This window comes from Streptomyces olivaceoviridis (assembly GCF_014650115.1).
GTDB classification, from domain to species: domain Bacteria; phylum Actinomycetota; class Actinomycetes; order Streptomycetales; family Streptomycetaceae; genus Streptomyces; species Streptomyces olivaceoviridis.
On sequence record NZ_BMUI01000002.1, the window covers coordinates 16,577 to 29,817 of the forward strand.

13 protein-coding genes and 3 pseudogenes are annotated in these 13,241 nt (G+C 72.0%); 12 read left to right on the forward strand and 4 right to left on the reverse strand.

The genetic code is table 11. The features are described 5' to 3' along the window. Window positions 1–173 precede the first annotated feature (173 nt). From IE273_RS03980 to IE273_RS04025, 10 genes and pseudogenes are all read left to right on the forward strand, one after another. Window positions 174–1,145 carry an alpha/beta hydrolase gene (locus tag IE273_RS03980; RefSeq protein ID WP_189813743.1) on the forward strand — a complete coding sequence of 324 codons (972 nt, stop codon included), beginning with the start codon at window positions 174–176 and terminating at the stop codon, window positions 1,143–1,145. Window positions 1,146–1,287: 142 nt separating this feature from the next. After that, window positions 1,288–1,638 (forward strand): UBP-type zinc finger domain-containing protein, encoded by a 351-nt coding sequence (locus tag IE273_RS03985; protein WP_189813744.1) that lies wholly within the window; start codon window positions 1,288–1,290, stop codon window positions 1,636–1,638. A gap of 44 nt (window positions 1,639–1,682) precedes the next feature. After that, window positions 1,683–1,835, forward strand: a complete 153-nt coding sequence (locus tag IE273_RS03990; protein WP_189813745.1) for a hypothetical protein — start codon at window positions 1,683–1,685, stop codon at window positions 1,833–1,835. 195 nt (window positions 1,836–2,030) lie between these two features. Beyond that, window positions 2,031–2,081, forward strand: a pseudogene (locus IE273_RS45060) (hypothetical protein); the annotation flags it as partial. Window positions 2,082–2,478: 397 nt separating this feature from the next. Further along, the gene (locus IE273_RS43320; protein ID WP_229887107.1) at window positions 2,479–2,787 is read left to right on the forward strand and encodes an SIMPL domain-containing protein; all 309 of its coding nucleotides are present in this window, start codon (window positions 2,479–2,481) and stop codon (window positions 2,785–2,787) included. A gap of 87 nt (window positions 2,788–2,874) precedes the next feature. Continuing rightward, window positions 2,875–3,360, forward strand: coding sequence for a DUF1269 domain-containing protein (locus IE273_RS04005; protein WP_058082533.1), 486 nt, complete (start codon window positions 2,875–2,877; stop codon window positions 3,358–3,360). Window positions 3,361–3,563: 203 nt separating this feature from the next. After that, complete coding sequence (locus IE273_RS04010; RefSeq protein ID WP_229887064.1) at window positions 3,564–3,830, forward strand: WhiB family transcriptional regulator; 267 nt, start codon at window positions 3,564–3,566, stop codon at window positions 3,828–3,830. Between the two features lie 103 nt (window positions 3,831–3,933). After that, window positions 3,934–4,809, forward strand: a complete 876-nt coding sequence (locus IE273_RS04015; RefSeq protein ID WP_189813747.1) for an alpha/beta fold hydrolase — start codon at window positions 3,934–3,936, stop codon at window positions 4,807–4,809. Between the two features lie 113 nt (window positions 4,810–4,922). After that, complete coding sequence (locus IE273_RS04020) at window positions 4,923–5,648, forward strand: alpha/beta fold hydrolase (RefSeq protein WP_189813748.1); 726 nt, start codon at window positions 4,923–4,925, stop codon at window positions 5,646–5,648. 176 nt (window positions 5,649–5,824) lie between these two features. Continuing rightward, window positions 5,825–6,088: pseudogene (locus IE273_RS04025) on the forward strand (hypothetical protein); the annotation flags it as partial. 73 nt (window positions 6,089–6,161) lie between these two features. Here IE273_RS04025 and IE273_RS04030 read toward each other — a convergent pair. From IE273_RS04030 to IE273_RS04040, 3 genes and pseudogenes are all read right to left on the reverse strand, one after another. Beyond that, on the reverse strand, window positions 6,162–6,644 hold the full coding sequence (locus tag IE273_RS04030; protein WP_189813749.1) for a cupin domain-containing protein: 483 nt from the start codon (window positions 6,642–6,644) through the stop codon (window positions 6,162–6,164). Continuing rightward, window positions 6,641–7,579, reverse strand: coding sequence for an NADP-dependent oxidoreductase (locus tag IE273_RS04035; protein ID WP_189813750.1), 939 nt, complete (start codon window positions 7,577–7,579; stop codon window positions 6,641–6,643). Before IE273_RS04035 ends, IE273_RS04030 begins: the two co-directional genes overlap by 4 nt. Before the next feature lie 148 nt (window positions 7,580–7,727). Further along, window positions 7,728–8,305, reverse strand: a pseudogene (locus IE273_RS04040) (sigma-70 family RNA polymerase sigma factor family protein); the annotation flags it as partial. 404 nt (window positions 8,306–8,709) lie between these two features. Between IE273_RS04040 and IE273_RS04045 the strand changes: the two are divergent. After that, window positions 8,710–10,722, forward strand: coding sequence for a SpoIIE family protein phosphatase (locus IE273_RS04045; protein WP_189813751.1), 2,013 nt, complete (start codon window positions 8,710–8,712; stop codon window positions 10,720–10,722). Between the two features lie 165 nt (window positions 10,723–10,887). Continuing rightward, window positions 10,888–11,376 carry an SPW repeat protein gene (locus tag IE273_RS04050; protein ID WP_229887065.1) on the forward strand — a complete coding sequence of 163 codons (489 nt, stop codon included), beginning with the start codon at window positions 10,888–10,890 and terminating at the stop codon, window positions 11,374–11,376. An 88-nt stretch (window positions 11,377–11,464) separates the two neighbouring features. Here the strand turns inward: IE273_RS04050 and IE273_RS04055 are convergent, their stop codons facing one another. Next, window positions 11,465–13,189: a RecQ family ATP-dependent DNA helicase gene (locus IE273_RS04055; protein WP_189813752.1), complete on the reverse strand. Its 1,725-nt coding sequence runs from the start codon at window positions 13,187–13,189 to the stop codon at window positions 11,465–11,467. Window positions 13,190–13,241 lie beyond the last annotated feature (52 nt).

Here is a 13,241-nt window from a genome sequence, read left to right on the forward strand (position 1 = left end):
CCCGGCCCGCCTGCCCGCCTCGTTGTGCACAGGGTGGTCAGAGTGCGTGCGCCCGCACGCAAGAGCGGACGTGGCAGCGGCCATAACGTGGCCGCAGTCCAGTGGAACCCGCATCCGGTGGGCATGGCCGCGCCGGGACCACCGGCACATCCACGACGTCTCAGGAGTGTGCAATGTCTTACGTGTACGAGCCGGTGCAGCCGGTGCTGGAGCCCGCCGCGGCCGCGTTCGCCGAGGCGACCGCCAACCCGCCGTACCTGGCCGACCTGGGCCCGGTCGAGGGCCGCAAGACGGTCGACGAGGTGCAGTCCGGCGACATCGCCAAGCCCGCGGTGGACGACGAGTGGATCACCGTCGAGGGCGGTCCCACCGGCTCGGTGCGGGCCCGGATCGTCAAGCCGGCCGGGGCCGAGGGCACGCTGCCGGTCATCCTCTACATCCACGGCGCCGGCTGGGTCTTCGGCAACGCCCACACCCACGACCGCCTGGTCCGCGAACTCGCCGTCGGCGCCGACGCGGCCGTGGTCTTCCCCGAGTACGACCTCTCCCCCGAGGTCCGCTACCCGGTCGCCATCGAGCAGAACTACGCGGTCGCCCAGTGGGTCGTGAAGGACGGCGCCTCCAAGGGCCTGGACGCGTCCCGCCTCGCCGTGGCCGGTGACTCGGTGGGCGGCAACATGGCCGCGGCGCTGACGCTGATGGCCAAGGAGCGCGGTGACGTCTCCCTGGTGCAGCAGGTGCTGTTCTACCCGGTCACGGACGCGAGCTTCGAGACCGGCTCCTACCACCAGTTCGCCGAGGGCTACTTCCTGCGCCGCGACGGCATGCAGTGGTTCTGGGACCAGTACACGACCGACGAGTCCGAGCGCGCCCAGATCACCGCCTCGCCGCTGCGCGCCACCACCGAGCAGCTCGCCGGCCTGCCCCAGGCCCTGGTCATCACCGCCGAGGCGGACGTGCTGCGCGACGAGGGCGAGGCGTACGCGTCCAAGCTGCGCCAGGCCGGCGTCGCCGTCAGCGCCGTCCGCGTCGAAGGCGTCATCCACGACTTCGTGATGCTCAACGCCCTGCGTGAGACCCACGGCGCGGAGCTCGCCATCACCCTGGCGGCCCGCACCCTGCACGCCGCTCTGCACACCGGCTGACCGCGGGCGGGACGGCACGCGCGGAGCGGGTACCGCCTGCGTGACAAGGCGGTCAGCCGAACGGTTGGCCGCCTTGCGCCGTCCGCCCGGCCGCCCCGCCCGGTCCCCCTAGGCACCCGCCCCACACCCCCGTGGAGAGACAGTGACGACATCCGACAGCATCTCCCCCGACGTCCCGCCCAGCGGCACCGGCTGCGTGGAGTGCGAAGCCACCGGCGCCTGGTGGTTCCACCTGCGGCGCTGCGCGAGCTGCGGCCACATCGGCTGCTGCGACGACTCCCCCTCCAAGCACGCCACCGCCCACGCCCGGACGAGCGGCCACCCGGTCATCCAGAGCTTCGAACCCGGCGAGGAGTGGTTCTGGGACTACGACACGTCAACCTTGTACGAGACGGGACCGCGGCTCGCGCCGCCGCACAGCCACCCGGCCGACCAGCCCGTTCCCGGACCCGCGGGACGGGTGCCGGCCGACTGGGCCGACCAGTTGGGCTGACCGGGCCCGCCACCGCCACCGCACGTTCCCTTCACCGCCACCGCATGAGGTACATCGCGTCCTGGAAGGCCCTGCCCGTGACCACACCTGGTTTCGGTTCCGGACCCAGCCCGTTCGCGGGTTCCGACAGCCTGGCGGCCCGCTTCGGCGGCCCCGCCGCGCAGACCCGGCCCGTGCCGGGCGCCTCGACCCGGTGATCGGGCGGGACGAGGAGGTTCAGCGGACCGGACCCGAGCGGGCACGCGGCTGGTCTCACCGGACCCGGCCGGGACGGTGGCCGGCACCAAGTCCGCGGTGAGTTAGAGGAGCGGTTGAAGAAGGTGCTCGACGAGGTCCGCGAGCACGACGACCTCGTGCTGTTCCCGGACAAGTCGCACACCGTCGACGACACGGTGGAGATCCTGCGCGGACTGCGCGGCCGTTGCGAGGCCCACCACCAGGTCCGCATCCCCGACGAGGCGGTCGTCGCGGCGGCGGAGCTGTCCGACCGCTGCCTCATCCCGCGCGCATACGGGGGTGGTGCCGGGCGATGTCGGCCGATGCCCGGCCCCGTGGCGAGGAGGCCGCTCACGCATCCTTCCGCGTACCGATCCGCTGCGGGGCGTCATCCTGCGAGGCCTGGATGCGGTGCGGCTACCTGCCCCTGGCTCTGCGGATCGCCGGTAGCCGGCTCGCGACGCGTACCGGCTGGAGCGTGCGCCGCCTGGCCGGCCGGCTCGCCGTGGACAAGCGCCGGCTCGACGTCCTGGCGGCCGGGGACCGCAGGGTCTCCGCGGCCTTCGACCTCTCCTACCGGCGGTCACTCCGGATGCCGCCCGGCTGTTCAGACGCCTGTCCGTCGTGCCCGGCCCGGATGCCGGCGCGGCCTGCGCCGCGCATCTGCTCGGCCGGGATCTCTCCTCCGCCGAAGACGTCCTCGGCGAACTCGTCGAGGCCGGCCTCCTCGACGTCGTCGGCGACCGCTTCCGGCTGCACGATCTCCTGCGCCTGTACGCGCACAACCGGCTGGAGGCCGTGGAAGGAGAGGCCGGAGCCGCACGCGTGCGAGCCGACCTGTACCGCCTGCTGCCGGACACGACCACCGCCGCCGACCGGTGGTTCGCGGCGAGCGGTGACGTTCCTGCCTCTGCGTGCATCGATGTGTGCTGACACCGCACGCCGGGGCGGCCGGCTCTGTGGGAACGCCGCGGGCGGATCTTTACTGGTACGCACAGTCGCGAACGGAAAGGTTCATCGATGGCCACGCTGACGGTCTGGAAATTCGACACGCCGGAAAGTGCGGAGCAGGTGGAGCAGACGCTGCTCGGCTTGCAGAAGCAGGAACTGATCACCGTGGTGGACGCCGCCACCGTCAGTTGGCCCGAGAAGGCGAAGAAGCCCAAGACCAAGCAACTGACCGATCTGGTCGGGGCGGGTGCCCTGTCCGGCTCCTTCTGGGGGCTGCTCTTCGGCCTCATCTTCCTCATGCCGCTGCTCGGCGCCGCCGTGGGGGCCGCCGCCGGCGCCCTGGGCGGCAAACTGGCCGACGTGGGCATCGACGACGACTTCATCGAGTCGGTGAAGGCACAGGTGACCCGCGGCACGTCCGCGCTGTTCCTGCTGACCCAGGACGAGGTGCTCGACCGGGTGAAGGAGGCGTTCCCCACGGAGCACGCCGAACTCATCCGCTCGAACCTCGACCGGGACCAGGAAGCCCGACTGCGCGAGGTCTTCGAGGGCTGATCCCCACCGAGGGGCCGTTCGACGCCATGCCGCGTCGAGCGGCCCCTCCTGTGTGCGGGCGGCCGGTCCTCCACAGGCAAGAACTCGGGCGTCGACGAGCAAGAGAAGCAGGAATCCCGTATCTAGGCTGCGCGTCAGTAGGGGGAGCCGGTCCTTTCCGGGCAGCTCAAGTACGCCTGCGTCGTCGAGAGATGGTGAGAAACGTGAAATCCACCACCAAGCCACTGTTGCGGGTCTGGGAGTGGCAGGCCGAAGCCGCTTGCCGAGGCATGAAGAGTTCGATGTTCTTCTCCCCGGCAGGCGAGCGCGGAAGTGCCCGCAAACGCAGGGAAGCGCGCGCCGTCGCCGTCTGCCGCAGCTGCCCGGTGCAATCCGACTGCCGGTCCTTCGCCGAGAATTCCCAGCAGGCGTACGGCGTCTGGGGCGGTGCCACCGAACGGCAGCGCCGCGGCGCCCGTCCCGGCGACTGACCAGGGCACGGAAGCGCACAACGGCGTGCGCTGTCGGACAAGGCGCGTGCGAGAACCGGCACAGGGTGGGCGGTGATCGTTCCTCCGACCTTAGCGAGTCGACATGACAGCCACCACGGAGATCACCCACCACACCAAGGTGCTCAACGGCATCAACCAGCACTGGGTCAGCGCCGGCCAGGGTCCGCCCGTCTACCTGCTGCACGGCTTCCCGGAGACGTGGTACGGCTGGCGGAAGCAGATCCCGGTCCTCGCCGAGAAGTACACCGTCATCGCGCCCGACCTGCGCGGGTACGGGGACACCGAGAAGCCGGCGTCCGGCTATGACAAGCGCACGATGGCGCGGGACGTCCTCGCCCTGATGGACCACCTCGGCCACGAGAGGATCGCGCTGGTCGGCCACGACCGGGGCGCGCGGGTGGGCACGCGCTTCGCCAAGGACCACCGGGAGCGCATCGACCGGTTCGTCGCGATGGACAACATCCCGACCCGGGTGATCGCCGACACCTACGACGTGGCCCTGGCACGGCAGGGGTACTGGTTCTTCACCTTCCTCCAGGTGCCGGACCTGCCCGAAGCGCTGATCGCCGGCAAGGAGGAGACCTGGCTGACGCACTTCTACCGCGGCTGGTCCTACGACCCGGAGATGCTGACGCCGGAGGAGATCGCCGTCTACGTCCGCGCCTACCAGCAGCCCGGTGCGGTCCGCGGGTCGTGCATGGACTACCGCGCGGCCCCCGAGGACGTCGCCCAGGACCGCGAGGACGAGGACCAGCCCATCGACTGCCCGGTTCTGACCATCTGGGGCGAGGACTTCAGCGCCGTCGGCCAGGCCTACGACGTGCTGGACGTCTGGAAGGGCATGGCCCGTGACGTCCGCGGGGTCCCGATCCCCCAGTGCGGTCACCTCTGCCAGGAGGAGAAGCCAGAGGTGGTCAACGCGGAACTGCTGGCCTTCCTGGACGGCTGGGTCGGCTGAGCACGCGGACCGCGGCACCCCCATGGCAACCACCGGAGCGCGCGGAGCACACTCCCGCCTCGCCCCGGTCCCAGCGTGAACATCACCTCTGAGCGAGAGAATCGAGTCCGGTCATGTCCCGTTCCCCCAAGCCGACCGTCGTCCTGGTCCACGGCGCGTTCGCCGACGCCTCCAGCTACGCCCGCGTCATCCCCGGCCTGCTCCAGCGCGGCCTGAACGTCGTCGCCCCCGCCGTACCCAACCGCAGCCTCATCGGCGACGCCGCCTACATCTCCTCCGTCATCCGCCAGATCGACGGCCCCGTCATCCTCGTCGGCCACTCCTACGGCGGCGCCGTCATCACCGTCGCCGGCGTCGAGGACAACGTCCAGGCCCTGGTCTACCTCGCCGGCTACGCCCTGGAGACCGGCGAAAGCCTCGGCGAACTCCAGGGCCGCTTCCCCGACTCCGACCTCGCCGCCGCCCTCGTCTACACCCCCTTCCCCGTCGAAGGCTCCGACACCCCCGGCACCGACGTCTCCGTCGACGTCGACAAGTTCCCCGCCATCTTCGCCGCCGACGTCGACCCGGAGACCGCCAAGGTCCTCGCCGTCTCCCAACGCCCCCTCGCCGCCCAGGCCTTCGCCGACCCGGCCCCCGCCGCCGCCTGGAAGACCAAGCCCTCCTGGGGCCTGGTCTCCTCCGCCGACCACACCATCAACCCCGACGTCGAACGCTTCGGCTACCAGCGCGCCGGCATGACCACCACCGAGGTCGACTCCTCCCACCTCGTCATGCTCGCCCACCCCGACCACGTCATCACCCTCATCGAAGAAGCCATCGACGCCACCACCAAGTAACACCCCACCCCCCGGAAAGCCACCGCGTCAGGCCCGCACGTCGCCGTCCGGGTCCGCGCGCGGTGACCGACCCCACCCGCGGCGCCGCACGGTCCGAGCGCGCCGGCCACCGCGCGCCACGGCCGGCCGATGTCGAGCAGCACGGGAACGCACGGCGCGGCAGGAAAGGAGTACACATGCCGCTGCTCGATCCGAAGCCGGGTGCGCTGCGCCCGCACCCGGCGGACGGTCCTTCCGTCGACCGGGCCTCCGCTACGCCGGACGGCCTGCGGGACGCCCTCGTCGCGGAACTGGGCCCGGAGAAGGTCCTGCACACGATCTCGGACCTGGTGAGGTACGCCTCGGACGCCGGCCCGTACCGTCTGGTGCCCCGTGTCGTGGTCATCGCCGAGACCACCGCGGACGTGGCCGTCGTGCTCCGCCACGCCCGCGACAACGGCTTTGGTGGCCGGGGCAGCTCGTACGGGCCGCCCCGGCTCGTTCGTGCGGGTGTGCGCCCCGTCCTCGGGGCGGCTATGGCTTCGGGTCGTCGACCTTGAGCTTGTCTCCGGTGTCGGACACGAAGACGACCAGGAGCCTGGCCCGTCGGGTCGGGCTGGTGTTCTCGGTGAGGACGTGGAGGGCGCCCGGCTCCTCGGTCCAGTTCCCGCCCTGGTGGTAGGTGCGCGCGGGCTTGCCTTCGAGCCGGCCGCGCACGGTGCCTTCGAGGACGTAGGCGTAGACGAACGCCTGGCCGTGCCGGTGCGGCATCGCGCGTGCGTTCGGCGGGAAGTCGACGATCAGCGAGGTGAACGTCTTGCCCTTCACATGCGGAAGTGCCTGCTGGAGCAGCGGCTTGAGGGTTTCGGTGGGACGCGTCGACGTCATGGCCGCGGGCGATGCCGCGCCCGGGGTCGGCCTCTCGGCGTGGGCGGGCCGGTCGGAGGTCGAGCGGGCCGTGGCCGCGGCCGGCGTGGCGACGGCCGGCAGACCGCCGGCGATCCGTGTTCCGATCATGAGCGGTCTCCTGTTCCGCCGTCCGTGACGCGGATGATCGTTCTGCCCGGGGTGCGCTTGCCGGGGGCGAACGCGGAGGGTGCTTCGGCGAGCGGCCGCACGGCACCGACGACCGGCTTGAGCCGGCCGTCCCTCAGCCGCGCGGCGAGATCGGTGAGCCGGGCGCGGTCGGGTTCGACGACGAAGAAGACGGCCCGTCCGTCCTTGGGCCGGACCGTGGGCGGCATGGCGATGGTGACGAGCGTGCCACCGGGGCGGACCAGGGCGGCCGAGCGGTCGAGGATGTCGCCGCCGATCACGTCGAACACGAGGTCGGCCTCGCCGGCCTCTTCCAGCTTCCCGGTCTCCAGGTCGATGAAGGTGTCGACGCCCAGTGCGAGCGCCTCTTCCCGGGCGGAGGACCGGCCGGTGCCGATGACGCGAGCGCCGGCCTCGCGGGCGAGCTGTACCGCGATCGAGCCGACGGCGCCCGCGGCACCGTGGATCAGGACGTTCTGGCCCGTGGTGAGACGGCCGTGGTCGAACAGGCCCTGCCAGGCGGTGAGCCCGGAGATGGGCAGCGCGGCGGCCAGGGTGTGGTCGATGTCCGCCGGCAGCGGGGCGAGGTTGCGGGCTTCCACCGCGGTGTACTCGGCGAGGGTGCCGTCGCGGGCCCAGTCGGCCAGCCCGAACACCCGCTGTCCGACGCTCAGGCCGGTGGTGCCGTACCCCAGCTCCACGACGACACCCGAGAGCTCGTGCCCGGGCACGCTCGGCGTCCGGTCGCGGCCCGCGCGATCGGTCCACGTGGCGGGCCAGTCCAGCTCTCCGGGGGTGAAGCCGGCGGCGTACACCCGCACGATGACGTCGTTCTCGGCCGCGTGGGGGTAGGGCATGTCCGTGAGGGACATCCCGGCGACACCGGCGTCACGGTCTCGAACTGTGATGGCTTGCATACAGGTCCTTACTGGGAGGGGCGACGACGGGAGCGCGCGGCCCGTTCACACACGGGGCTCACGGTGGCTCGTCATCGGGACGACGCGGCAGGTGGATGTATGCCGTTCCGCATGATCGATCTCACCTGCCCGCGCGTTCCCCGTCGCCCGTCTTGCGTTCGTAGACCCGGCCTTCCCGGTGGAACACGAGGGCGGGCTCGCCGCCGACCTCGGCGGAGTCGATGCGGTCCGGGCGGCACCGGCGCCCCGTACGCACCATGACCCCGGCGACGCGCTCGCCGCCGTGGATGGGCTTGCGCGCCGCGGAGACGTTGCCGCCGCCGTCGGTGACGTAGACGACGTCCGGATGCAGGAGTCCGACGAGACCGGCCAGGTCCCCCGCCCCGTAGGCGGCGCGGAAGACCGCGCGACCGAAGACATCGTGCAGGACGAAGGCCACCCGCTCCGGCGGGCTCTTCCATGATCAGCAGCATCGCCGCACTGACGGACTCGTCGACGAGCACCGGCTGTGACGCGTCCGCCCCTGTCAGCAGCGGCTCGGGCAGCCACGGTCCGACAGTCCTGGGCCACGTCCTCGGCATCGGCATCGGCATCGGCATCGGCATCGGCCACGCTCCCCAGCAGCCGGTAGGCCACACCGAAGACCGCGGGCTGGCGCCTCTCCCATTCGACTGCGAGCGGGTCCTCCCGCTCGCGGCGCTGCTCCGTGCCGGAGGACGCCGTCATGAGGCGGGTGGCTTCTGCGACCGCCGCCGTCGCGGGAATCCCGCCCCCGCGCTGATCTCGTTCATGACCCCTGTACCTTCCGACATCGGTGCGCCGCGCATGGACGGTGCGTCCGCCTTCCACCGTGCCGGCCACCGCGTGCCCGGCGCCGCCTCGGTCCGGCCGTGAGTCACCCGTATCCGGACAGGCGGGCCGGTCAGCTCGGCGTCGCGCCGTTCCGCGCGCACGTCGTCGGTGCCACGCTGCTCGGCGGCTCCTGCCTCAGCGCGCCGGACAGTCCGCCGCGGCCCCATGGCACACGAAGCCGCTGCTCCCTGCTGCCATGGCAGGGACCGGCGCACGCGCGGCATAGTTGCGGTATGTCCACGGATCGCGCTGGGAGGTCCCCGGCTGAGGAGCGGGCTGTGGAACCGGGTGACGTCCTGGCGGTGCTCGGTGCCGACATGACGGTCTCCCTGTGGACCGGGGCCGCCGAGCGCCTCTGGGGCCATTCGGCCGGCCAAGTGCTCCACAGCCCCGCCAGGAGGCTGCTGGTCACGAGCGCCCCGGAAACAGCCCGTGTCTTCGCCGGTAGCCCCTGGTCGGGGCGGGTGCGGATCCGCCGCCGCGACGGCCGTGAGGCGACCGCGTACCTGCGGATCACTCCTCTGGACGCCGACGGCGGCGCGGGGTGGCTCGTGTGGGGGCCGAGCGCATACGACCGACCGGGCCTGGATCCGGCCGCGGTGGACGGGCTCCTGCACCACTCGCCGATCAGTCTGGCCCTCTGGGACCGGGAACTGCGGTGCGTCTGGTCCAACGACAGCGTGCACCACCAGGACCTCTACGGCTCCGAGCCGGAGCTGGGCGGTCATGTCACGGACGTGGTCCGCGCTCGTCACCCGGAGTTCCTGGAACGAGCCATGGCGCGCGTCTTCCGCAGCGGCGAGCCGCTGCTCGGGCACGAACTGTGGCCGGCCGACGCTCGGGCTCCCGGCCGTTGCTACCGTGTCGCGCTGGTCCGTCTCGACGGGCCGGACGGTCGGCCCCTGGGCGTCTGTTCCGTGGTCGTACGGGCCGGCACCGGGCAGGAAGGCGGGCGACTGCGGCTGCTCAATGAGGCGAAGAGCCGCATCGGCACCGATCTGGACCCGTTGGCGACCAGTCAGAGCCTGGCGGAGACAGCGGTACCGAACCTCGCCGACTACGTCACCATCGACCTGCTCCAGGCCGTGCCGCTGGACAAGGAGCCCCTCAGACGCCTGAAGTCCACCGGTTCGAGCATCCCCGGCTTCTACCGCGCCGGCGCCGCTTCCATCCACGACGATCTCCGCGAGTCCCTCTGGGCACGCGGAACGCCGGTCTACGTTCCGCCGGAGTCCCCTTTCACCACCGTGCTCGACCAGCGCAGGTCCTACTTCGAACCCGTGCTCGACACCTCCTCCGGCACATGGCTCGACGCAGACCCGGACCGGGTCCGGGTCATCCGCCGGACCGGGATGCACTCCCTCATGATCGTCCCCTTGCAGGCCCTCGGTGCGATGCTCGGCATCGCCGTCTTCGTGCGCAGCGAGAACCCGGTCCCGTTCAGCGCGGCGGACCTCGCTCTCGCGGAGGAACTCGCGGCGCGGGCCGCACTGGTCATCGACAACGCCTTGCGCTACACACGCGGACGCACAGCGGCCCTCGCCGTCCAACGCGACCTGATGCCGCACCGCTTGTCAGGGGGCGACACCGTCGAGGTGGCCACCCGCTACCTGCCCGCGGACACCCATGGCGGTGTCAGCGGCGACTGGTTCGACGTCATACAACGGTCCGACGCCCGTGTGGCCTTGGTCGTCGGGGACGTGGTCGGTCACGGCATCCACGCTGCCGTGGCCATGGGACGCCTGCGCGCCACGACCCGTGCGCTCAGCAAGTTGGCACTGCCGCCGGACGAGGTGCTCCGCCTCATGGACGAACTCGCCCTCGACGCCGCCCGGTACCGCTTCGACGACGGCCCCTCCATACCAGCGGCTTTCCAGGCCACCTGCTTCTACGGTGTGTACGACCCGGGATCCCGGCGGTGCAGCATGTCCAGTGCCGGCCATCCCCCGCCCGCGATCATCTCCCCCGACGGGTCGGTCGACTTCGCCGAAGTACCTCCGGGCGCGCCCATCGGGGTGGGGCTGGGCTCCTACGAATCGATCGAGGTGGAGCTGCCGGACAGCAGCGTGGTGGGGCTGTACAGCGACGGTCTGATCGAGACGGACCACGACGTCGACCGCGGACTGCAGCGGCTGCGCGCCGCTCTCGCCGGTCCTGTTTCCGGTCTGGACGAGCTGTGCGCATCGGTCATCGACACCCTGGTCCCCGACGGACCGGTGGACGACGACATCACCCTCCTCCTGGCCCGCACCCACCCTGCCGCCGATCGACGACGGCCGGCGGAAGCCTGAGGAGCGCCACCCGCCCGGACAGGCCGTCCGCGTCCTTTCGCTGATCCCCCGCGTGCGCCAGCGGGCCCGGAGGGGAACGCGCCGCCCCTTTCGCCCCAGATTGCGCGCCCCGATCGGGGTACTCGCGGAAGTCCGGACGTACTACACCCTCCGAAGGTGAAGACCATGACCACTTCCCCCAGGCCGTCCATGGAGACGCACCCCGACATCGTCGACATGCGCCTTCGGCACGAGATGGCCGAGCGCGCCACGAGCACGCCCCAGGGCCAGGCCGTCGAGACCATGGCGCTGCTCACCGGTCTGTACCTCGCGGCGTCGCCCTGGATCACGGGCTTCAACAACCTGTCCACCCTGGCGGTCACCAACCTGCTCACCGGTATCGCCTACGCGGTCCTGATGAGCGGCGGATTCGGCCGGGCCTACGAACGCACCCACAGCATGGCGTGGGCGTCCTGCGCTCTCGGCGTGTGGGCGATCATCGCGCCGTGGGTGGTGGCCGGCAACGTCAGTACGACGAAGACGATCGTGAACAACGTCATCGTCGGCGCGCTGGCCCTGCTGCTGGCCCTGGCCGCCAGCGCCGCCGCCCGGACTGCGGAGTCGTCCGAGGCACGGCGCGGCATGCCGACGTCGTACGCGCCCGGTCGCGGCTGACGCGCGCTCCGCGATCAGGCGTACGGCTCGCGGGACCACCGGGCCGGAACCGGTGATCCCGCGAGTCCTCGCAAAGAGCGCGGACCCGTCAGGTGTCCTGCCGCTCCTCGCCGGGGCGGCGCAGGACGGTGAGCAGGTCGTCGTGGTCCGCCACGGCCTCCAGGGAGAGCGTGTGGTAGCCGGCCCGGTCGAACAGCACGGTGATGCGGTCCGGTTCCTCGCTGAGCACCGTGCCCTCGCCCCACTTCTCGTGCCGTACCTCGGTCCCGGTCGGGAACGCGGCGGCACAGGGGTGCGCGGACCGCTGGTCGCGGCTCGCGCCGCGGTCGGCCTGGCCGGCGGCCCCTTCCTCGCAGGTGTCGCAGTTCCCGCACGGGGCCTCGTACGCCTCGCCGAAATAGCCGAGGAGGAAGTGCCGTCGGCAGCCGGTCGTCTCGGCGTAGGCCCGCGCCATGTCCACGCGAGACCGGTCCGTACGGCGGTGGGCCTCGCCCGCCCGTTGCGCCCGCTCCACCGCCCGGCCCGGTGACACGCCCTCGGCCGGGCGCACCGCGCCGCCCTCCGCCGTGGCCACGGCTCCGGCCTCCTGAAGGAGGTTGACCGCGGCGGTGACCCGGTTCCGGGACAGTCCCGTCTCCTCGCGCAGTTCCTCCAGGCCGGCGGGGTCCCCGCGATGCCGATGGACGGCTTCGGCCACCCGCGACAGGACCGTGCGGCCGGGGGTCCTGCCCGCGAAATACGTCTGCATCCCGGTGTCCCGCTCCCGGTAGTGCAGCACCGCGAGCGCGGGGTGCCCGTCCCTGCCGCAGCGGCCGATCTCCTGGTAGTAGGCGTCCAGGGAGCCGGGCAACGAGGTGTGCAGGACGTACCGTACGTCCTCCTTGTCGATGCCCATGCCGAACGCCGAGGTCGCCACGACGACGTCGGTCTCACCGGCCAGGAAGGCACGGTGGACGCGGGCGCGTTCGCCGGCGCGCAGTCCGGCGTGGTAGGCCTCGGCGGCCAGCCCCAGAGAGGCGAGTTCGCCCGCGTACCGCTCGCTGTCCTTCCGGGTCGCCGCGTAGACGATGCCGGGCTTGGGTTCGGCGGCGGCCCGCTCGATCACGGCCTGCCGGCGCTCGTCCTCGTCGAGGAAGCGGCGGACCTCCAGCCGGATGTTCGGCCGGTCGAACCCGGTGACCATCAGCCGGGGCCGGCGCATGCCCAGACGCTCGGTGATCTCCCGGCGCACGGGCGGGGCCGCGGTCGCGGTCAGGGCCAGCACGGGCGGTCTGCCCACACGGTGCGCGGCCTGCTCCAGACGCAGGTAGTCGGGGCGGAAGTCGTGGCCCCACGAGGAGACGCACTGGGCCTCGTCCACCACGAACAGGGCCGGGCCCACCCCGGCCAGCGCCTCCACCACGTCGTCCCGGGCGAGCTGCTCCGGGGCCAGATAGACGAGACGGGCCCGGCCCGACCGTACGTCCTCCCAGGCCGCCTCGGTCTCCGCCGCGCCCAGGTCCGAGTTGACCGCGACGGCCCCCGGGGCGTCGTCGCCCTCGGGAAGACCCGCGATCTGGTCCCGCTGGAGCGCGAGCAGCGGTGACATCACGACGACCGGGCCGGGCAGCAGCAGCGCCGGCACCTGGTAGACGGCCGACTTGCCGGAGCCCGTCGGCATGACGACCAGGGTGTCGTGGCCGCCCAGCACCCACTCCATGGCCGTGAGCTGCTCCGGCAGGAGGTGCTCCCAGCCGAAGACGTCCGCCGCCGTACGGCGCAGACGCTCGGCCCGGACCCGGCCTTCCGCTTCCTGCCCCGCGTTCCTCGCCATGCGCATCGCTCCCTGGGCTCCCTCGGCCCACCGGGTACCCGACGGGCCTGGG

Excerpts from the sequence above, each read along its gene's own strand:
- IE273_RS03980 (WP_189813743.1), top strand. The coding sequence starts at position 174 with ATGTCTTACGTGTACGAGCCGGTGCAGCCGGTGCTGGAGCCCGCCGCG.
- IE273_RS03990 (WP_189813745.1), top strand. The coding sequence starts at position 1,683 with ATGAGGTACATCGCGTCCTGGAAGGCCCTGCCCGTGACCACACCTGGT.
- IE273_RS04005 (WP_058082533.1), top strand. The coding sequence starts at position 2,875 with ATGGCCACGCTGACGGTCTGGAAATTCGACACGCCGGAAAGTGCGGAG.
- IE273_RS04015 (WP_189813747.1), top strand. The coding sequence starts at position 3,934 with ATGACAGCCACCACGGAGATCACCCACCACACCAAGGTGCTCAACGGC.
- IE273_RS04020 (WP_189813748.1), top strand. The coding sequence starts at position 4,923 with ATGTCCCGTTCCCCCAAGCCGACCGTCGTCCTGGTCCACGGCGCGTTC.
- IE273_RS04030 (WP_189813749.1), bottom strand. The coding sequence starts at position 6,644 with ATGATCGGAACACGGATCGCCGGCGGTCTGCCGGCCGTCGCCACGCCG.
- IE273_RS04035 (WP_189813750.1), bottom strand. The coding sequence starts at position 7,579 with ATGCAAGCCATCACAGTTCGAGACCGTGACGCCGGTGTCGCCGGGATG.
- IE273_RS04050 (WP_229887065.1), top strand. The coding sequence starts at position 10,888 with ATGACCACTTCCCCCAGGCCGTCCATGGAGACGCACCCCGACATCGTC.
- IE273_RS04055 (WP_189813752.1), bottom strand. The coding sequence starts at position 13,189 with ATGGCGAGGAACGCGGGGCAGGAAGCGGAAGGCCGGGTCCGGGCCGAG.